General features: G+C 73.4%; 21 protein-coding genes. 15 read left to right on the forward strand and 6 right to left on the reverse strand.

All coding sequences use genetic code 11. The features are described from left to right. Nucleotides 1-37 precede the first annotated feature (37 nt). On the forward strand, nt 38-697 hold the full coding sequence (locus tag ACXKZB_RS14035) for a bifunctional 4-hydroxy-2-oxoglutarate aldolase/2-dehydro-3-deoxy-phosphogluconate aldolase (RefSeq protein WP_123313914.1): 660 nt from the start codon (nt 38-40) through the stop codon (nt 695-697). Continuing rightward, complete coding sequence (locus ACXKZB_RS14040) at nt 694-2,328, forward strand: N-acyl-D-amino-acid deacylase family protein (RefSeq protein WP_488823516.1); 1,635 nt, start codon at nt 694-696, stop codon at nt 2,326-2,328. Before ACXKZB_RS14035 ends, ACXKZB_RS14040 begins: the two co-directional genes overlap by 4 nt. A 24-nt stretch (nt 2,329-2,352) precedes the next feature. On the opposite strand, the gene ACXKZB_RS14045 is transcribed toward ACXKZB_RS14040, so the two are convergent. Continuing rightward, complete coding sequence (locus ACXKZB_RS14045; protein ID WP_123313916.1) at nt 2,353-2,754, reverse strand: RidA family protein; 402 nt, start codon at nt 2,752-2,754, stop codon at nt 2,353-2,355. 206 nt (nt 2,755-2,960) lie between these two features. Between ACXKZB_RS14045 and ACXKZB_RS14050 the strand changes: the two genes are divergently transcribed. Then, a complete protein-coding gene (locus ACXKZB_RS14050) occupies nt 2,961-4,202 on the forward strand; it encodes a hypothetical protein (RefSeq protein WP_488823517.1) in 1,242 nt (413 codons plus the stop codon). Nucleotides 4,203-4,299: 97 nt separating this feature from the next. On the opposite strand, the gene ACXKZB_RS14055 is transcribed toward ACXKZB_RS14050, so the two are convergent. From ACXKZB_RS14055 to ACXKZB_RS14065, 3 genes are all read right to left on the reverse strand, one after another. Continuing rightward, entirely contained in the window at nt 4,300-4,791 is a 492-nt protein-coding gene (locus tag ACXKZB_RS14055; protein WP_123313918.1) for a pyridoxamine 5'-phosphate oxidase family protein, read from the reverse strand. 359 nt (nt 4,792-5,150) lie between these two features. Then, nucleotides 5,151-5,780: a hypothetical protein gene (locus tag ACXKZB_RS14060; RefSeq protein ID WP_488823518.1), complete on the reverse strand. Its 630-nt coding sequence runs from the start codon at nt 5,778-5,780 to the stop codon at nt 5,151-5,153. A 159-nt stretch (nt 5,781-5,939) separates the two neighbouring features. Then, a complete protein-coding gene (locus ACXKZB_RS14065) occupies nt 5,940-7,049 on the reverse strand; it encodes an LLM class flavin-dependent oxidoreductase (protein ID WP_488823519.1) in 1,110 nt (369 codons plus the stop codon). 124 nt (nt 7,050-7,173) lie between these two features. On the opposite strand from ACXKZB_RS14065, the gene ACXKZB_RS14070 reads away from it, so the two are divergent. After that, nucleotides 7,174-8,082 carry an SDR family oxidoreductase gene (locus tag ACXKZB_RS14070; protein WP_123313921.1) on the forward strand — a complete coding sequence of 303 codons (909 nt, stop codon included), beginning with the start codon at nt 7,174-7,176 and terminating at the stop codon, nt 8,080-8,082. Nucleotides 8,083-8,235: 153 nt separating this feature from the next. On the opposite strand, the gene ACXKZB_RS14075 is transcribed toward ACXKZB_RS14070, so the two are convergent. After that, the gene (locus ACXKZB_RS14075; protein WP_488823520.1) at nt 8,236-9,027 is read right to left on the reverse strand and encodes an NRDE family protein; all 792 of its coding nucleotides are present in this window, start codon (nt 9,025-9,027) and stop codon (nt 8,236-8,238) included. A gap of 64 nt (nt 9,028-9,091) precedes the next feature. Between ACXKZB_RS14075 and ACXKZB_RS14080 the strand changes: the two genes are divergently transcribed. The 8 genes from ACXKZB_RS14080 (at nt 9,092) to ACXKZB_RS14115 (ending at nt 15,845) form a co-directional block, all read left to right on the forward strand. Then, entirely contained in the window at nt 9,092-10,360 is a 1,269-nt protein-coding gene (locus ACXKZB_RS14080) for a bifunctional phosphopantothenoylcysteine decarboxylase/phosphopantothenate synthase (RefSeq protein ID WP_488825908.1), read from the forward strand. Nucleotides 10,361-10,389: 29 nt separating this feature from the next. After that, entirely contained in the window at nt 10,390-10,788 is a 399-nt protein-coding gene (locus ACXKZB_RS14085) for a DoxX family protein (RefSeq protein WP_488823521.1), read from the forward strand. Then, nucleotides 10,785-11,576 carry a YqjF family protein gene (locus ACXKZB_RS14090; protein WP_222658223.1) on the forward strand — a complete coding sequence of 264 codons (792 nt, stop codon included), beginning with the start codon at nt 10,785-10,787 and terminating at the stop codon, nt 11,574-11,576. Before ACXKZB_RS14085 ends, ACXKZB_RS14090 begins: the two co-directional genes overlap by 4 nt. Then, a complete protein-coding gene (locus tag ACXKZB_RS14095; RefSeq protein ID WP_488823522.1) occupies nt 11,573-12,046 on the forward strand; it encodes a DUF1810 domain-containing protein in 474 nt (157 codons plus the stop codon). Before ACXKZB_RS14090 ends, ACXKZB_RS14095 begins: the two co-directional genes overlap by 4 nt. Before the next feature lie 80 nt (nt 12,047-12,126). Beyond that, nucleotides 12,127-12,777 (forward strand): GntR family transcriptional regulator, encoded by a 651-nt coding sequence (locus tag ACXKZB_RS14100; RefSeq protein ID WP_123313926.1) that lies wholly within the window; start codon nt 12,127-12,129, stop codon nt 12,775-12,777. 186 nt (nt 12,778-12,963) lie between these two features. Next, nucleotides 12,964-13,419, forward strand: coding sequence for a MarR family winged helix-turn-helix transcriptional regulator (locus ACXKZB_RS14105; RefSeq protein WP_488823523.1), 456 nt, complete (start codon nt 12,964-12,966; stop codon nt 13,417-13,419). A gap of 291 nt (nt 13,420-13,710) precedes the next feature. Beyond that, nucleotides 13,711-14,604: an aggregation-promoting factor C-terminal-like domain-containing protein gene (locus tag ACXKZB_RS14110; RefSeq protein WP_488823524.1), complete on the forward strand. Its 894-nt coding sequence runs from the start codon at nt 13,711-13,713 to the stop codon at nt 14,602-14,604. A gap of 74 nt (nt 14,605-14,678) precedes the next feature. Further along, entirely contained in the window at nt 14,679-15,845 is a 1,167-nt protein-coding gene (locus ACXKZB_RS14115; protein ID WP_488823525.1) for a low temperature requirement protein A, read from the forward strand. On the opposite strand, the gene ACXKZB_RS14120 is transcribed toward ACXKZB_RS14115, so the two are convergent. Then, nucleotides 15,756-16,694 carry a helix-turn-helix domain-containing protein gene (locus tag ACXKZB_RS14120; RefSeq protein ID WP_488823526.1) on the reverse strand — a complete coding sequence of 313 codons (939 nt, stop codon included), beginning with the start codon at nt 16,692-16,694 and terminating at the stop codon, nt 15,756-15,758. The genes ACXKZB_RS14115 and ACXKZB_RS14120 overlap by 90 nt on opposite strands. Nucleotides 16,695-17,004: 310 nt before the next feature. Between ACXKZB_RS14120 and ACXKZB_RS14125 the strand changes: the two genes are divergently transcribed. The 3 genes from ACXKZB_RS14125 to ACXKZB_RS14135 all read left to right on the forward strand — a co-directional run bounded on the left by ACXKZB_RS14125 (nt 17,005) and on the right by ACXKZB_RS14135 (nt 19,471). Continuing rightward, on the forward strand, nt 17,005-18,156 hold the full coding sequence (locus tag ACXKZB_RS14125) for an FAD binding domain-containing protein (protein ID WP_488823527.1): 1,152 nt from the start codon (nt 17,005-17,007) through the stop codon (nt 18,154-18,156). Between the two features lie 15 nt (nt 18,157-18,171). Then, on the forward strand, nt 18,172-18,891 hold the full coding sequence (locus tag ACXKZB_RS14130) for a DUF1275 family protein (protein ID WP_488823528.1): 720 nt from the start codon (nt 18,172-18,174) through the stop codon (nt 18,889-18,891). A gap of 193 nt (nt 18,892-19,084) precedes the next feature. Next, complete coding sequence (locus ACXKZB_RS14135; protein ID WP_488823529.1) at nt 19,085-19,471, forward strand: nuclear transport factor 2 family protein; 387 nt, start codon at nt 19,085-19,087, stop codon at nt 19,469-19,471.

Genomic DNA, 19,471 nt, shown 5'->3' on the forward strand with positions numbered 1-19,471 from the left:
CGTGCCTGCCGAACACCACAACTCGAGGAAGCGCACCATGACGAACGACACCACGAGCACCGAGCAGCACGCCGGTGCGCGGCACCGCCACCAGGCCGGTCCGGCGATCGCGATCCTCCGCGGCGGCACCGGCGACCACGTCGAGGCCGTCGTCGCCACCCTGGTCGAGTCCGGCGTGACGGCCATCGAGATCACCACGAACACCCCGCGGTGGCGCGAGGGCATCGCCTGGGCGGTCGAGCGGTACGGTTCCGCGGCGTCGATCGGCGTCGGCACCGTGCTCGACGTCCGCCAGCTCGACGAGGCCGCCGCGGCCGGAGCCTCGTTCGCGGTGAGCCCGCACCTCGACGCCGAACTCGGCGAGCGGGCGCACGAGCGCGGCCTCGGGTGGTACCCGGGCGCCGCGACCCCGACCGAGATCGTCCGCGCCTGGCAGCTCGGCGCCCGTGCGGTGAAGGTGTTCCCGGCGGCGCAGCTCGGCGGACCCGCGTTCCTGCGGCAGGTCCTGGCGCCGCTCGACTTCGTCGACGTCATCCCGACCGGCGGCATCGGTGTCGACGACGCCCCGGACTACCTGGCCGCCGGCGCGGTCGCCGTCGGACTCGGCTCCCCGCTCGTCGGCGACGCGTTGACCTCGGGCGACCTCGACGCCCTGCGTGCGCGGGCCGGCCGCCTCGTCGCGGCGCTCGACCGATGACCGTCCCGGGGAGCACGACCGGCGGTCCGGTCCTGCTGCGCGGCGGGTCCGTGCTCGGCGTGGACGGCGCTCCGGTGCGCGCCGAGGTCCTCGTCGCCGACGCCGTGATCCGCGCGCTCGGCCCGGACCTGGACGCCCCCGTCGACGCGCACGTGATCGACTGCGACGGTCGCCTGGTGCTGCCGGGCTTCGTCGACGCGCACTCGCACGCCGGTTCGCTCGTGTTCGACGAGGGGGTGCAGCTCGCGCTCCTGCGGCAGGGCGTGACCACGATCGTGACCGGACAGGACGGCGTCGGGCCGGCCCCTGGCGACGGTTCGTACGCCGACACGTACTTCGCCGCCATCGACGGCCCCCACCCGGCGTACCGGGGTGGCGGGGTCGACGGGCTGCTGGCGACCTACGACGGCACCACCCCGATCAACGTCGCGACGCTCGTCCCCGCCGGCACGGTCCGTCACCAGGTCATGGGCGACGACCCGGGGCCGGCGGACAGCGCACAGCTGGCGGCGATGCGCGAGCTCGTGCGCGACGGCCTCGCGGACGGAGCGGTCGGTCTGGCGACGGGGCTCGACTACGTCCCCGGCCTGTTCGCCGACACCGCCGAGCTCGCGGCGCTCTGCACCGAGGTCGCCGCCGTCGACGGCCTGTACGTCTCGCACATGCGCGGTGGCTACGAGGGCAACGCCCGCGCCGGCCTCGACGAGATCGCCGCCATCGTGCGTGGTTCGGGTGTCCGGGCGCACGTCTCCCACCTGCACGCCCCCGTCGACCTCGCGGTGACCGCACTCGCCGCGCTCGAGGCCGAGGGCGCCCCGATGTCGTTCGACGCCTACCCGTACTCGCGCGGCTGCACGATCCTCTCGATGCTGCTCCTGCCCGCGGCCCTCGCCCGGCCCGGCACCGAGGACCTCGCCCACGCGATCGCCGACGACGGGGGTCGCGCCGCGGTCCGTGCCGCCGTGCTCGACCGCGTGCTGTCCCGCGCCGACCTCGGCACCGGGTGGGCCGAGCAGATCACGCTGTCGCACGTGCCCGCCGCCGAGTTCCACGCGCTGCAGGGACGGACCCTCGCCGACGCCGCCGAGGCGACCGGGACGGATCCGGTGGACCTGGCGCTCGACGTCCTGGTCGACTCGGCGCTGCAGGTCACCGCCGTGATGCGCGTGCCCCGACCCCGGACCGCCGACGACCTCGCGCCGCTCTTCCGGCTGCCCGGGCACACGGCCGGGTCCGACGGCATCTTCGTGGGCACGCACCCGCACCCCCGGGCGTACGGCACGTTCGCGCGCTACCTGCAGGACTTCGCGCGCACCGGGCTCCTGACGTGGTGCGAGGCCTCCCGGCACCTGTCGACGACCGCCGTCGAGCGACTCGGGCTCGGCCGACGCGGCTCGGTGGCGGTCGGGGCGGTCGCGGACCTGGTGGTCGTCGATCCCGATCGGGTGGCGGCGCGGTCGAGCTACGACGAACCGATGCGCCTGGCCGAGGGCATCGACGACGTCCTCGTCGCCGGCGTCCCCGTGCTCGTCGACGGTGCCCTGACGCACGCGACCCCCGGCGCCGGGCTGCGTCGCCGTCCGGGTCGGATCGACCACGAGCAGGGAGCAGCAGGCACCGGGGGCCGGTGAGGCTTCACACAGCGTGCCCGGTCGTCACGAGGCGCTGGGCAGCACCGCGACGACGTCGATCTCGACCAGGATGTTCGCCAGGTGCGACTGCACGGTCGTGCGGACCGGGTACGGCTGCGAGAAGTGCTTCGCGTACTCCTCGTTGAAGGCCGGGAAGTCGCGGTCGGAGTGCTCGAGGTGCACCGTGGACTTCACGACGTCGTCGAGCGTGGCACCGTGCTCGGCGAGGACCGCTGCGACGTTGGCCAGCACCTGGGCGGTCTGTCCGGCAACGTCGTCGGCGATCGCGCCGGTGGCGGGGTCCTGCGGGCCGAACCCGGCTGTGTAGATGAAGCCGTTGGCGACGATGCCCTGGCTGTAGGGTCCGGCGGGCTTCGGGGCGTCGTCGGTCACGATGGCGGTCTTCGGCGCGGTGGGGTTCGGCACGGTTGCTCCTGGGTTCGTCGGTCGTCGGCGGAGACTCCAGGCTAGGCGGAGGCCGTGCGGTGGCGCCGACCACGCGACCGGCGCTTTCCGCACTGCAGAACGCGGGGCGTGCCTCCCGTCCGGGGTGCCGCACCGATCACCCAGGTGGAGGGCGACTACCCTGGCCGGGTGCCGTCCTCCCTGCCCGAACGCCGAGGAGCGCTCTCGTGAGCCGCTTCGACGGCGCGGTCACCGGGACCCTCGCGACCGGACGGCGCCGCGCACTCGACACCGTCACCTCCCTGCCGGCGTGGGCGGCCGTGCTGCTCGTCTGGACCGGCGGCCGGATCGTGTCGACGCTCTGGCTGGCGCTCGCGTACCCGCTCATCGGCAGGGCGATGCCGGACAACGCCATCTGGGGCAACGAGCACGGCTTCACGGCGTTCCTCACCGCCTGGGACGGGCAGTACTACGAGCAGATCTCGTTGCACGGCTACCCCGACGTGCTCCCGGTCGACGCCCTCGGCAACGTGGCCCAGAACGCCTGGGCCTTCCTGCCGGCCTTCCCGTTCACGATCCGGATGCTCACGGCCTCGACCGGGCTGCCGTTCACCGTCGGCGCACCGCTCATCTCCGTCCTCGCCGGCCTGCTGGCGACCTACCTGCTGCACCGCCTCGTCCGTGACCGCGCGGGCAACGCCGCGGCGATGTGGGCGGTCTTCTTCTTCACGTGCGGCCCGCTGTCGTTCCTGCTGCAGGTCGGCTACGCGGAGAGCATGTTCCTCGCGCTCACGTTCGGCGCGTTGCTGGCCCTGGAACGTCGGCGGTACGGGCTGCTCACCGTGCTCGGGGTCGCCGCCGCCTTCACCCGTCCGGGTGCGTTGGCCGTCCCTCTCGTGCTCGGGGTCATCGCCCTGGTGCGGTGGGTCCGGGCGCGCCGTGAGACCGGGCGTGTGCTCGACACGTTCCCGCTCCGTGAACAGGTGCAGGTCGTCGCCGCCGGTGTCGTGATGGTCGCGGCGGGACTCGCGTGGCCCGTCATCGCGTCGCACGTGACCGGGACGCCGAACGCCTACCTCGAGACCGAGATGTCCTGGTGGGTGAACTTCATCGGCCGCGTGGACTTCGTGCCGCTGTCGCCGTGGTTCCTCATCGCGGGGCGCTGGCTCGGCGTCGGCGGGATCCTCATCGTGGTGTTCCTGCTGGTCGGGTTCCCGATCTGGCTGCTCCGCCGGTCGACGAAGCGGCTCGGGTCGACGACCGTGTTGTACTCGGCCGCCTACGCGCTGTACATCTTCGCGGTGTCGCTGCCGATGGCCTCCACCCCGCGGCTGCTGATGCCCCTGGCGCCGTTGTTCGGGTCGCCGGAACTCGTCGCGAAGCCCTGGATGCGGTGGACGTTCGTCACCGCGGCGCTGGCCGGGCAGCCGGTGCTCGTCGCGGTGCTCTGGCTGCTCGGGCCCCCGTAGCGGTCGCCGACGGCGGCTCTCGCGGCGGTTCCGACCCCGAACGACGAATCCGCTGTCGTACGACGACGGGTTCGTCGTCCGGCGTCGGAACCGGACGCTACAGCTCGACGGTCCCGTGGTCGCCGGTGTCCGGCTGGCTCTGCTTGCCGAGCGCGGCCTTGAACATCTGCACCAGGCTGCCGACGGGACCGGTGTCCTGGGTCCAGTACTCGACCGAGACCCCCTCGACGGTGAGGAGCCGGATCGACGGGTCCTGACGCCCCTCGGGGAACCAGGCCTCGGCGAACGGGGACCAGAGCTCGTCGACGACCGAGTCGTCCTGCGTCACGGTCGCGGTCCCGGCGATGGAGAGGTACCCGCCCTGCGACTCGATGGCGACGTTGACGTGCGGGTTCCGAGCGATGTCCTCGACCTTCTCGCTGCCGTCCTGCACCAGGAACCGCAGGGTCCCGTGGAACGTCTTGTCCTGCACGGCGAGGGGCCGTGCGTGCAGGCTCCCGTCCTCGCTCACCGTGGTGAGCAGTGCCGTGTGGGCGCCGTGGACGATGTCCGAGATGGCGGCGCGCTGGTCCGTCTGCGTGTCGGTCATGATGCTCCTTTGCGTCGTGCGCCCCACCCATCCCGACGTTCGACCGCGGGTCCGGCGGGGCCGTACCGTTCCCGCCAGTGTGCCCCTCCACGCTGGGCGCGTCCGGCACGCGACGGCACCACCCCGACCGGGAGGCCCGCACCGGCTCCCGCGGGCACGTCCGGACGGGCGGTGGCCGGCTCGCAGGGCCCGTGCCCCGTCCGGTGCGCTCCATGTGTCCGCAAGCAGCGACACTCCACCGGACGATCACCGCGTGCATCGTCGGAACCTGCACACGCACTGGATGCATGCGCAACGAGCGACACTCCACGAGTCGATCCGGTGGTGGATCGACGGAGGATGCACCCGCACGGAACGGGTCAGGCGGGCTCGCGGATGGTGGTCTCGACGTCGACGACCTGCGGGACCCGCGGCATCGAGGCGAAGCCGAACGCGACGGGCGGGTCGAGCGGCGCGAGGGTTCCGAGGGGCTCCCCCGCCCAGGTCCCGTGCACACCGGTGACGTCGTGCGCCCCGGTCACGCCGTAGTACTCGCGCCGGCCGTTCCCCGCCGAACCGGCGGTGCCGGACCCGGGTGCGACGAGCCGGGCGATCGGGTCGATGGCGGCGAGCCAGCGGGGGTCACGGGCGACGGGCTTCGGCACGATGCGGAGCAGGCGTCCGAGCGGCGAGATCGTGCCGACGTCGACCGAGACCTGCAGGGCGCCGGCGTCGAGCTCCAGCCCGCGGGCCGTCCGTCGCGCCCGGACGTCGACCACGGAGACGGTGTCGAAGCGGTAGGTGCCGGAGACGTACGCGGCGACGATCTCGTCCGGCGCGAGCAGCACGCTGGTGCCGTCGGGGAGTTCCAGGAACACGTCGGTGAACGCGCCGAAGGGCGAGCGGTCCCACATCCCGACGACGATCCGGACGCCGGAGGTGGTCCCGACGCCCATGATCCGACCGCGGAACCGGCGCTCGACGGGAGGGGTGCTGGGACGTGACGGCATGCCGTGGACCGTACCCGGCGCCCCCGTGAGCCGGACCGACGGAGTCGACCCGGGCCTCCCGGCCGACCGATCCGCGAAAGCGACAGATCGCCGCGAACGTTCCGCGGTGATCTGTCGCTTTCGCGGGGGGGGGGGGACCCGGCCGACCGCGTCCAGCGCCTACGGGACGGGGACGGGCTCGGCGAGCAGCTCGCGCACGCGGGGCGCGACCTGGGTGCCGTAGAGCTCGATGGACCGCAGCATGTCCTCGTGCGGCAGACGACCGGTCGCGTACCGCATGTCGAAGCGCGAGGCGCCGAGGATCCGCATGTTCCGGGCGACCTTCCGCGCCACCGTCTCGGGCGACCCGACGTAGAGCGAGCCCCCGGCGGACAGGCCGGCACGGTAGCCCGCGACGTCGAGGGGCGGCCAGCCGCGCTCCCGGCCGAGCTGGTCGGTGACGGCCTTGTGGTACGGCCAGTAGCGCTCGGCGGCTTCCTCGTCGGTCGCGGCGATGAAGCCCGGCGAGTGCATCGCGATGGGCTGCTGCGGCAGGTCGAGCTGCGTGAGCGCCTGCCGGTACAGCCGTGAGAACGGGGCGAACTGCGCCGGCTGCCCGCCGATGATGGCGAGGAACAGCGGCAGGCCGTACGACGCCGCGCGGATGACCGACTGCGGTGAACCGCCGACGCCGATCCAGGTGGGGATGGCGCCGTGCTCGAGCTTCGGGAAGACCTCCTGGTCGACCAGGCCGGCGCGCTTCGTGCCGGACCACGTGACGGCGTCGCCGCCGCGCAGGGCCGCCCAGAGCTGCAGCTTCTCCTCGAACAGGACCTCGTAGTCGCTCAGCTCGTAGCCGAACAGCGGGAACGACTCGGTGAACGAGCCACGGCCGAGGATGACCTCGGCACGACCGTTCGAGATCGCGTCGACGGTGGCGAACCGCTCGTACACGCGGACCGGGTCGTCGGAGGACAGCACGGTCACGGCCGAGCCGATCCGGATGCGCTCGGTGCGTGCGGCGATCGCGGCGAGGACGACCTCGGGCGCGCTCACCACGAAGTCGGCGCGGTGGTGCTCGCCGACGCCGATGAAGTCGATGCCGACCTGGTCGGCGAGGACGGCCTGGTCGACGACGTCGCGGATGCTCTGCGCGTCGGACTGCAGCGTGCCGTCGGCGAGTTCGGTGACGTCGCCGAAGGTGTCGATGCCGAGCTGCACGGGGCCGATCCGCTCGGGTGCGGGCGGCGGCACGTCCGAGGGGCGGTCGGTGCCGAATGCGTTGCTCATGGTTCCTCCTGATCGCATTTCCATGCGTTTGCATCAACCTATCACGGCCGGGGCGGTCCGGCCAGCCGCCACGGCCAGCGCGGCCAGGCTGGCACGGCCAGCGCCCGCGTGTACGGTCGCCCGCATGCCGAAGCTCCCTGACCAGACCGGACGCAGGATCGTCGTCACCGGCTCCAACAGCGGCACCGGGAAGGAAGCCGCGACCCGCCTCGCCGCCGCCGGCGCCAGTGTCGTGGTCGCGGTCCGCAGCACGGAGAAGGGCGACGCCGCCGCGGCCGAGATCCGCGCCGCCCACCCGCAGGCCGACGTCGAGGTGCGCGAACTCGACCTGGCGGACCTGGCGAGCGTGCGCCGCTTCGCCGCGGGCATCGTCGACGAGGACCGACCGATCGACGTCCTGGTCAACAACGCCGGCGTCATGGCGCCACCGCAGCGGTTCGAGACGGTCGACGGCTTCGAGCTCCAGTTCGGCACGAACTTCCTCGGCCCGTTCGCGCTGACGAACCTGCTGCTGCCGTCGCTGCTCCGCGCCGAGGCACCGCGGGTCACGACGATGTCGAGCCTCGCCGCGATCCCCGGTCGGATCCGCTTCGGCGACCTGCAGTGGGAACGCGGCTACAACGGCTGGCGCGCCTACGGCCAGTCGAAGCTCGCCGACCTGCTCCTCGCGCTGCACCTGCACCGACTGACCGTCGAGGCGGACCGCACCCTGGTCAGCACGGCGGCGCACCCCGGCTACACGCGCACCAACCTGCAGTCGGCCGGCCGCTCACTCGGCCGTGCGAAGCCGGTGCGGTCGAGCAACCGTGCGCTCCCCTTCACGCAGGCGGTCGAGCAGGGCACGGAGCCGCTGCTCTACGCCGCGGTCGGCCCCAACGCGGTCGGCGGCGCGTACTACGGCCCGGCCGGCCCCTTCGGCCTGACCGGACCGACGACCGCCGTCTCGATCCCCGGCTCGGCGCGGAGCGCAGACCTCGCCCGCTCGCTCTGGGCCGTCGCCGAGGACCTCACCGGGACGCGTCCGCCGCTCTGAGCGCGGGGCGTGGCTCGCACGGTGCGCGCGCTGCGGTCTGGTGCGCGGTTCCGTACTCGGTGCGACGGACCGCGGCTCACACTGAGTACGGAAGCTCGCACGGTGCGCGGGCGTGGCCGGGAGGCCCGTGGCGCGTCCGGCGCAGCGCCCACGTCAGGCGCGGTGCAGCTCCACGGACCCGTCCAGCCGACCGGGTTCGGTCAGGCGGGCGTGCTGGAGGACCGTGCGCTCCGCGCCGATCGCCGCGGCGACGATCGACAGCGTGGTCATGTGCCCCTCGGCCTCGTGGGCGTCGCGGAGGATCGCGTCGGGGTGGTCGCTCGGCAGCGCAGCGGACTCGGCCAGGACGCCGAACCACCCGCCCCACCCGTCCCCGGCGTCGTCGCCGGCGTCCACCGAGCGGAGTTCGTCGAACGGCCCGAGCACCGGCGGACCGACCGGGGCGTCGACCGCGCGGAAGGCCTCCAGCCAGCGGCCGATGCGCGGCGACGACGGGTCGTCCGGTTCTCCGTGCGTCACCATGTGCACACCGGGGCCGAGCTCGGTCGTGCGGACCCGCGTGCCGTCCCAGGTCAGGACCGCTGCGCCGTCGGCGGTCGCCCGCACCAGGTTGAACGCGCGGGTGGTCGGCAGCGTGCCGTCGTGTCCGGGCAACAGGCCGTCGGCGACGGCGTCGACCGGCACCACGCCCCGGGTCGTCCACGTCCCGTCGGCGGTCGGCACCGGCTCACCGCGGTTCAGCACGACCGCGAGTCCGGCGCGGTCCGAGGCCGCCAGCCACGCACCGCCGGCAGCACGGTCGCGGACACCGCGGACCCCGGGGTCGCGGTCCGGCCACCACGCCGCCGGCGGGTCCCAGGGCCGCTCGGGCGACTCGTCCCGCAGGGCGAGCACGGTGACGGGCCACACGGACCCGGGGTCGACGCGGACGACGACGGTGCACATGCCGTCGATCCTCGCACGTGCCCCCGGTAGCGTGAGCCAGGTGAACGCAGCAGCAGAGCGCGCCCTGACCGTCATCGTGGGGATCACCGGGGGCATCGCCGCCTACAAGGCCGTCGGCGTCGTCCGCGACCTCGTCAAGCGCGGGCACGAGGTGCACGTGGTCCCGACCGAGGGGGCGCTGCGCTTCGTCGGACTGCCGACGCTCGAGGCGCTCAGCCGCAACCCCGTCACCACGAGTGTCTGGGACGACGTCTCCGAGGTCCGCCACGTCGCCCTCGGCCGTCGCGCGGACCTGGTCGTGGTGGCCCCGGCGACCGCGGACTCCCTGGCGCGGATGGCGAACGGCCTGGCGAGCGACCTGCTCGGCACGACGCTGCTCGCCACCGACGCGCCCGTCGTCGTCGCACCGGCGATGCACCCGCAGATGTGGGAGCACCCCGCGACCCGGGCCAACGTCGCCGTCCTGCGGGAGCGCGGCGTGCACCTGGTCGGACCGGTGGTGGGCGCACTGACGGGCGACGACGCGGGCATCGGCCGGATGGCGGAACCCGAGGACATCGTCACGGCAGCGCTCGCCGTGCTGGACGGACCGGACGCGGCGGGTCGACGCACCGGCAGCGACCGGGTGCCGACGTCCGGCGCCCGGGCACGCGGTGAACAGGGCGACCTGTCCGGCGTCCGGGTGGTCGTCAGCGCGGGCGGCACCCGCGAACCGTTCGACCCGGTGCGCTTCGTCGGCAACCGGTCCAGCGGTCGCCAGGGCCTGGCGATCGCCGCCGACGCCGCAGCCCGCGGCGCCGTCGTCACCGTCGTCGCCGCGAACGTCGAGGCCGGCCTGACCGCAGGGATCGACGCGACCGTCGTGCCGGTGGGGTCCGCGCTCGAACTCGCCGAGGCCGTGCACGCTGCGGCGGCCGAGGCAGACGTCGTCGTGATGACCGCAGCCGTCGCCGACTACCGGCCGGCCGAGGTGCTCGCCGAGAAGCTGAAGAAGGACGCACAGGGCGAGCGGATGACGCTCGAACTCGTGCGCAACCCCGACGTCCTCGCCGACCTGGTGGCCGCGCGGCGCACCGGGCAGGTCATCGTCGGGTTCGCCGCCGAGACCGAGCCCGACCGCGCCGCCCGCATCGAGCTCGGACGGGCGAAGATCGCCCGCAAGCCCGCCGACCTGCTCGTCGTCAACCACGTCGGCTGGTCGGCCGGGTTCGAGCGTGAGGAGAACGCCATCGAGGTCCTGGTGCCGGGCGGCGAGGTCGTCCGCGAGACCTCGGGCACGAAGGCCGAGGTGGCGGCGGCGGTCCTCGACCTCGTCGCGACCGCACTGACCTGATTCCGAGGACCGGCGAGCACGATGGGGCGATGCGACGACGTGAGCGGATCAGACGTGCCACCCGGACCGCCGGCCTCCTCGCCGTGCTCCTCGGCGGAGCCGGCGTCACCCACTTCGCACGGCCGCGGCACTACGACCGGATCGTGCCGGACGCCCTGCCGCCCCGGCTGACGACGGTCGTGTCGGGCGTGGCCGAGCTCGGGATCGCGGCGGGGCTCGCGTTCCCGGCGACACGTCGGGCCTCGGGGTGGGCCGCGGCCGCCCTGTTCGCGGCCGTGTTCCCGGCCAACGTGAAGATGGCGAACGACCTGCTCGACAGCCCGCGGTCGACCCGGGTGATGCGGCTCGTCTCGGTGCTGCGGCTCCCGCTGCAGGCCCCGCTCGTCCTGTGGGCCGTGCGCGTCGGCCGGCACGCGCCGAAGCGGTGAGCCAGCCGTCCTGGACGCGTGCGGCCGTGCCGCTGCTGCACCGCCCGGTGACCCAGCACGCGTGGGACGACATCGTCTTCGCACACTGGCGGCACGACCCCGACGCCCTGACGCGACTCGTCCCACGGGGAACGCGTCCCGACGTGGTCGACGGCAGCGCCTGGGTCGGCCTGACGGCGTACGTCTTCCGTGAGACCCGGGTGCCGCCGTTCCCCTCCGCCGGCCGCCTCGGCCGCATGACCGAGGTCACCGTCGAGGTCCTGACCGTGGACGACCAGGGCCGTCGCGGTGTCGCCTACCGCACCGTGGACACCGCGAACGTGCCGGCGATCGTCGCCGCACACGCGCTGCTCGGGGTGCCGTACACCTTCGCGCACGCCCGGTCCCGCCGCCGTGGCGAGGTCGTCGCGCACCGGTCGGTCCGGCACCCGGCACGTGCCCTGCACCCGGTGCGCTGGGCACGGTCGCTGCGGCAGGAACGGCCATCGGGCACGACCAGGCCCCGGCACGCGGCCTCGATCCGGGTCACCGCCGGCGACGTCGTCGACACGCCGCTCGCCGCCGAGCTCACCACCCGGGCCGGGATCCACGCCCGGTACCTGGCGCAGACGCTGTTCTGGCAGCGACAGCACCCACCGCTGACGGTCCGGTCGGCGCGCCTCGACCGACTCGAAGGCGACCTGCCGGACGCCGTCGGCATGCCGGGGCTGTTCGACCGGGCACCGGACTCCCTGCTCGTCGTCGACGGCACCACGGTGCGGTACGCCTGGGGCGGGGTCGTCCGGTGAGCGACCACACGACCGGCGACCCCACCCGGTACGACCTCGACCGCTTCCTGCGAGCGCAGGACGGCGTGCTCGACGACGCCCTCGCCGAACTGCGGCGCGGGCGGAAGACCTCCCACTGGATGTGGTTCGTCTTCCCCCAGCTCGCCGGCCTCGGGCGGAGCGCCACCGCGGAGCACTTCGGCGTGCGTGGACTCGCCGAAGCGCGTGCGTACCTGGCGCACCCGGTGCTCGGCGAACGGCTGCGGACCGCCGCCACCGTCGTCACGGACGCGCCGGCGCCCTCGGCAGCGGCGCTCCTGGGCGGGACGGACGCCCTGAAGCTCCGGTCCTCGATGACGCTGTTCGGCCGGGCGGCCACCGGTGCCGAGCCCTTCGCAGCAGTGCTCGACCGCTGGTTCGACGGCGAGGAGGACCCGGTCACCGTCGGCCTGCTGGACGCCGGCGGCCGACCACCCGGGGACACGCGCTGAACCGAGCGGAACGCCGGTCTCATATCAGGTACGGTGATCGGTGCGCGTGCACCGACCGCGCCCCGATCGAAGGAGAACGCATGCCGGTCCCCCGCAGCGCCCCGACCGAGCACCAGCTGCTCCGCGACACCGTCCGCCACAAGATCCACGACGCGATCATGGACGGCACCCTCGTCCCCGGTGAGCGGCTCAACGACGACGAACTGATCGCCTGGCTCGGTGTCTCCCGCACCCCGATCCGCGAGGCGCTGAGCCAGCTCTCCCGCGCCGGTCTGATCGAGATGGCGCCGAACCGGTACACGCGCGTCACGACGCCGGACCCCGCCGAGGTCATCGAGGCGATGCAGACCCTCGGGGTGCTGTTCGGCGGTGTCGTCCGCCTCGCGGTGCCGCGTCTCGGCGCCGGTGCGCGCAAGAAGATCCTGGCGCAGCTCGACAAGACGATCGCCGAGCTCGAGTCGCACGACGTGCCGGCCGTCAACCACGACGCGCTCGACGTGTTCGCGCTCTACGTCGCCGAGTGCGGGAACGAGAACCTGCAGCGTGTGTGCCGCGACACCATGGACGGCCTGGCCTTCCGCCTGCGCCTGCCGAACCTCGACGAGCTCGTCGACTGGGACCGCATGACCGAGGACTTCCGCCGGCTGCGCGCCGCGACCGAGTCCGGCGACAACGTCGCCGCCGAGCTCGCGACCGAGGCGATCCACCAGCTGCCGGGCGAGAAGCGCTGAGTCCGACTGTACCGACGTACAGGAAGCCGCCCGTCTCGCCGGCGCGAGGCGGGCGGAGGACGTTCCCCGGGCCTCCCGGACACCCTGTCCTGGCCCGTGACCGACGCGCACGACGCTCCCAGACTGGGCGTCCGGCGAGCCGATAACATCGCTGGCGACCACCCGATCGCCCACCCGGAGCAGCACATGAGTCCTCGATCGACGGACCGTACCGAGGTCGCCGCGCGTCTGGCCGCGGCGGTCGGACGGATCAACCGGCGAGCACGGACGGACTCGGCCTCGCTCGGGTACGGGATCGTGTCCGCACTCGCCACCATCCAGCGCGAAGGACCCCTGCGCCCGGGCGACCTGTCGCGGATCGAGGTGGTCACGAAGCCCACGATGACCCGCATCCTGACCGAGCTCGAGCAGCGCGGGTTCATCGAGCGCGAAGCCGATCCCCGAGACGGCCGCGCCTTCATGGTCTCGGCCACCGCCGAGGGCATCGAGGCGGTCGAACGTGCGCGGTCCGACCGCACCGGCATCGTCGCCGAGCTCATCGCGGAGCTCGGCGAGTCCGACGTCGCGGCGATCGCCGGGGCCCTCGACGCCCTCGAACGCGTCGCCCAGGGCGACCGGGTTCAGGAACCTCACACCTCCTAGGCCCGAACGGGCCGTTACCGAACCGTTACCAACGGGTGGACGGACGGTTCTGCCAGCGATCCTGGACGCGTCACCCAGTCGGGCGGGTCATCGTGTCGGCTTCGCCCGACGACGGCCTCCCCAGGGCCGGTCGCGGCGGACGGACGGGCCCCACACCACCGTCCGGTCCTCCCCGGTTCGCCGGACTCCCCCGCCGACGCTCGTCCCGACGAGCGTCACGCCCCCAGACCGCCACCGACGCGTCCGGGTGCCCGGAGTCCCGCACCACGAACCGCCCGACCACCGGAACCGATGCCAGGACGCACCACCGACCTCCCCACCACCACCGCCTCGACCCGACGTGAGGCCTTGAACTCCCCCAGCCGGCGCGTGCGCCGAGCCCTGCACCACCGGGCACTCCGCCACCGTGCGACCCTCGTCGTCGTCGGCGGCGCCGCGGTGCTCGCCGTCGCCGGCGGCGCCCTCACGATCGGCACGCAGCCCGCCATCGGCGAAGCCCTCGGCATGCCGACCGGCACCGCGAGCGCGTCCGCGACGGCCCAGCCGGCCCTGCACGGCACTGCCCTCGACCGTGCCCAGGCGGCGGCGACCATCTCGACCGCGAAGACCGTGCTGGCCACCGCGAACGACAAGACCGACACGGCGTCGCTCGAGCAGCACGTCGATGCACTGAGCGACTACCCGGAGCTGTCCGGCGCCGCGCTCACGACGCGCATCTCGTCGACCGTCGAGTCGACCGCGCACGTCGCCCAGGCCAGCGCGACGCAGGACAAGCGGGACGTGGACGCGAAGGCAGCAGCAGCCGCGAAGGCCGCCGCCGAGCAGCGGCGCGCAGCAGCCGCCGCCGAAGCCGCCCGCGCCCTCGCGGCTGGCAACACCGTCGCCGGCGCCAAGGCGACGGCCACCTCGCTGGCGTCCTCCGAGTACGGCTGGGGTACCGACCAGTTCCAGTGCCTCGACAACCTGTGGACCAAGGAGTCCGGCTGGGACTACCAGGCCGTCAACGCCAACGGCGGGGCGACCGGCATCCCGCAGGCACTGCCCGGTTCGAAGATGGCGACCATCGGCTCGGACTGGCGGACCAACGCCACGACCCAGATCAAGTGGGGCCTGCAGTACATCAGCGCCGCGTACGGCACCCCGTGCTCGGCGTGGGCGCACTCGCAGGCGAACAACTTCTACTGAGCGTCGACTGCACCTGATCGTCGCTGGACGGCCCCGGGTTCCGCCCGGGGCCGTTCGTCCTGTAGGCATACCGGGTGACGACGATCGGACTGCGCCGGATGGCGCCCCGCGACCCCGCCGAGGGCCACCGCGCCGCGAGCCCCCTGGAACTGCTGTTCGACCTGGTGTTCGTCGTCGCGGTCGGGTTCGCCGCCACCAACCTGCACGAGATCGAGGCCGAGGGGCACGTCAGCTCCGCGGTGGTGGCCTACGCGATGGTGTTCTTCGCCATCTGGTGGGCGTGGCTGAACTTCAGCTGGTTCGCGACGTCGTTCGACACCGACGACTGGCTGTACCGCGTCACGACGTTCGTGCAGATGGCCGGCGTGCTCGTGCTCGCCGCCGGGGTGCACGCCGCCATGACCGAGGGCGACTTCACGGTCCCGGTGATCGGCTACGTGGTGATGCGCCTGGCGATGGTGGCGCAGTGGCTCCGCGTCGCCGTGTCGTCCCCGCGGTACCGCCGCACCGCACTCCGGTACGCCGTGGGCATCGTCGTCGTGCAGGTGCTCTGGGTCGGCATGCTCGCGCTGCCGGAGGGATCGACGGCGTGGGCGTTCCCCGTCCTCGTCCTGCTCGAGGTGCTCGTCCCGCCGATCGCCGAGGGCACGGGCGAGACGACGCCGTGGCACACGCACCACATCGCCGAGCGGTACGCGCTGTTCACCCTCATCGTGCTCGGCGAAGGACTCGTCGCCTCGGCGAACGCGGTCATCGACGGCATCGCCGAGGCAGACCACCTCGCGTCGCTGCTCGTGCTGGCGGCCGCCGGGCTCGTCATCGTCGCCGGACTGTGGTGGATCTACTTCTCGCGCGAGCAGCACGACCACATCCGGAACCTGCCGAGCGCCCTCGTGTTCGGCTACGGCCACTACTTCGTGTTCGCCGCCGCCGGGGCGCTGCCGGCCGGGATCGAGGTCGCGGTCAGCGCGGACGCCGGCGAGGCCGAGCTGTCGCACGCCACGGTCGCGGCGACCGTGGCCGTCCCGGTCGCGCTGTTCGTGCTCGCGATCTGGGCGCTCGCACTCCGTCCGTCGCTGTCCGCCGGGTGGAACGCGACCGTCGTCGTGCTGGCCGTCGCGGTCCTCGCGACGATCACGGTGCCGGACGTCTCACTCGTCGCCACCGCGGTGCTCGTCGCTGGGATCGTCGTGGTGCTCGAGGTCGCCGAGCGCCGACCGGGGACGCGCGGCGTTCGGTGACGGGCTGAACAGCGGGTATTCGTCGTGCGGCGGGTGCCCGTCGTGCGCCAGGTGCTCGCGCACGTACGCGATGACCGCGGCCGCACGCGACCCCGGCTCCGCGTAGAGGGTCGTCAGGGTCAGGCCCTGCCGCCCCGGGATGCCGAGGTCCTCGCACTCGAACTCGAGCAGCCCGAACGGCGGGATCACCTCGTACGCCGGACCGGTCGTGAACACCCGGGTCTCGTGCGACGCCCAGGCCGCGGCGAAGTCGGGGTCGCGGACCGAGAGCCGTCCCACGATGTCGACCAGGCGGGGGTCGGCGGGGTCGGCGCGCATCCGGAAGACCGCCACCATCTCGCGGGCCCGTCGGGACCACTCCGGGTAGATCGTCCGGTCCATCGCGGTGAACATCTGGACGAGCCGGTTCGCCCCCGGCCGCATGCTCTCGCTGAGCGCCGCCGCCAGCGGGTTGGCCGCGACGACGCCGATCACCTCGTCCGCGACGAAGGCCGGTGCGTCGTGACGGGCGACGAGCCGTCGGAGCTCCGGGTCGTCCGGGGTCCTGGTGCGCGGGTCCGGCGGTGGTGGAGCCGGTTCGGACAGCCGGAGCAGGTAAATCCGGCCGGTGTCGTCCAGTGCGAGTGCCCGCGCGAGGGCGAGGAGGACCTGGGTGGACGGCTGGTGGTCACGCCCTTGTTCGAGTCGCAGGTAGTACTCGGCGCTGATGCCGGCGGCCGCGGCGACCTCCTCGCGACGCAATCCGGGCACGCGGCGGTTCGGGTCCGGGGCGAGGCCGACGGCCTCCGGCGGGGTGGCGTCGCGCCGAGCCCGGAGGTAGTCGCCGACGAGCGTCGCCCGAGTGACCACGTCCGCCTCCCGTCACCGTGTCGTTCGTCGAGCCTAGCGAGCGGCGCCGCCCGGCCGGCCGGCCGGCCGTGGAGCTGAGCCGAGTCGAGTCGAGTCGAGTCGGATGGCGCTACCGGTGTGCCTGGGCTCGTCCGTACCGTCGACGCAGACCTCGACGGCGCCGTCACGGTGCCGCACCACGCCGAGAGGAACGACCATGACCGACAAGAAGCCCCGCGAAGAAGCGATCGAGAAGCTCGAGGAGGCCCGCGAAGCGGAGAAACGAGAGGCCGAGCAGGCCGAGCAGCGTCGCCTCGAGTAGGCCGGCGCCGTGACGACACCGCACCGGTCCCCGACGCCCCGCCGGGTCGCCGTCGTCGGCGGATCGCTCGGCGGCCTGTTCGCCGCGACCCTGCTCGAGCAGGACGGCCACGACGTCACCGTCTTCGAACGGTCGGCACGTGGCCTCGCCCGCCGCGGCGCCGGGCTCGTCGCCCAGCAGGACCTGTACGACGTGCTCCGACGGCTCGGTCTGGACCGGGCCGCGGAGGTCGGGGTCGTCGCACGGGAACGCATCACCCTCGACCGATCCGGCCGGGTCGTGCAACGCGACCCGACCCCGCAGACGCAGGTGTCGTGGGACCACCTGTGGGTGACGCTGCGCGAACGGCTCGACGACCACCAGTACCTGCTCGACCACCGCGTCGAACGGGTGGACGCCGACGACGACCACGCCGAGCTCGTCTGCTCGGACGGCGTGGTCCGTCGGTTCGACCTGGTCGTCGGCGCGGACGGCGCGAACTCGGTCGTCCGACGGTTCGTCGCGCCCGGGCAGTCCACCGCACGGTACGTCGGGTACAGCACCTGGCGCGGACTCGTGCCGGAGACGGCGATGCTCGACGGCGCCGGGGACGTGCTGCTGGATCGGTTCGCGTTCTCCAACGGGCCCCGTTCGCACATGCTCGGGTACCTGGTGCCGGGGCCGGACGGCGAGACCCGCGTCGGCTCCCGCCGCTACAACTGGGTCTGGTACCGGCCGATCACGCCGCCGCAGCTCGAACACGTGATGCGTGCCTCGGGCCGCCGGGCGGACGACCTGTCCCTCGCGCCCGGCGACCTGCCGGAGTCCCTGCGCGACGAGTTGCGGGCCGACGCCGTCGCGGAGCTCCCGCCGCCCTTCGCCGACGCGGTCCTCGCCGAACCGGAGCCGTTCCTGCAGGGCATCGTCGACTACGTCGCCCCCAGGATGACGGCGCACCGGGTCGTCCTGACCGGCGACGCCGCCGCGGTCGTGCGGCCCCACACCGCGATGGGCGCCGCGAAGGCCGCCGGCGACGCACTGGCGCTGAGCGACGCGCTCCGTCGGTGGCCGCTGGACGCCGCGCTCGCGACGTACGACAGCGACCGGCTGGGGGTCGCCCGGGCGATCGCGCAGTACGGGGTGCGGCTGGGGCGCTCGCTGCCGTTCGCGCACCAGGTCTGAACGGAGCCCGGGGCGATGACCTCCGCACCGCGCACGTCGACCACCGAACGTCACGCACCCCCGTCCGACCACGGCGTGCACGTCGCGCTGGTCCTGCTCGCCGTCGCCTCGGGAGCTGCCGACGCCTTCGCCTTCTTGCAGCTCGGTGGGATCTTCACCGCCAACATGACCGGCAACCTGGTGCTCGCCGGGATGTTCACGCGACCCGGCTGGCCCGTGACCCTGGCCGGTGCGGCAACCGCCGTGGTCGTCTTCGCCGCGGCGACCTGGTGGGGCTTCCGGGCGTCGCCACCACCCCGCACCGGCATCCGGTACCCACGCCGCTCGATCGGCGTGCTGGCCGCCACCGCGATCGCCGCCCAGAGCGCCCTGGTCGGCGTGTGGGCAGCCGTGTCGGGCGTGCGCGGTGGGACCGTCGACCTGGCGTGGAGCTGTCTCCTCGTGGCACTGTCGGCCGGGGCCCTCGGCGTCCAGACCGTCCTCGCCAAGCGCCTGTCCGGCGCCTCCGGCCTCACGACGACGTTCGTCACGGGGACGCTCACCAGCTTGATGGAGGGGATCGCCGAGCACCGGCACGGGTCCCGGCTCGTGCAGGCCGCCGTCGTGGTCGCGTTGGTGGCGGGTGCCGTCGCCGGCACGGCGCTCGCGCACGCGGCGCCGCCGGTGGCGCCGCTCCTGCCGCTGGTGCTCGTGGCGGTCGCCACCGTCGTGCTGCTGCGTCCGCCACGTCGGTGACGCCGCGTCCCGGCGCGTGGCCGGCCCCGCTGCGCCGCACCGCGTCCTGCAGGCGGCCCGGATCGGACGGGAGGCCCGTGGCGGGCCCTGCCACGGGCCTCCCGTCCGATCGCCGAACCGGTCATACGACCGACTCGCGACAGCACGTCGGCGTCGGAAGATCAGATCCTCACCGATCACGGAAGGCAGCACCATGTCGGAACCGCTTGACCAGGCCGTCGCGAAGATGACCGCCGCGATCGAGAACGAACTCGTCGTCCGAGACTTCCTGGAGAACTTCCGGGCGCGCGAGGTCGAGCAGCTCGTGCCGTTCCTGGACGCGGACGTCGTCTACCAGCCGAGCACCTGCGGAAGCGTCCGTGGACGCGCGGAGGTGCTCCGTCTGTGCCAGGCCATCCTCGAGGCGTTCGAGATCTTCGAGATCATCCCGAACCGGGTCGTCGCGAGCGGGTCCGTCGTCCTGCTCGACCAGACGCTCCGGGTCCGGTTCCCCGGCGAGGACGAGCGAGCGTTGATGAGCTTCGCGTGCTTCGAGGTGCACGACTTCCAGATCACCAGCTGGCGACAGCTGCAGGGGTGA

The organism is Curtobacterium sp. ABR8, from assembly GCF_057812125.1.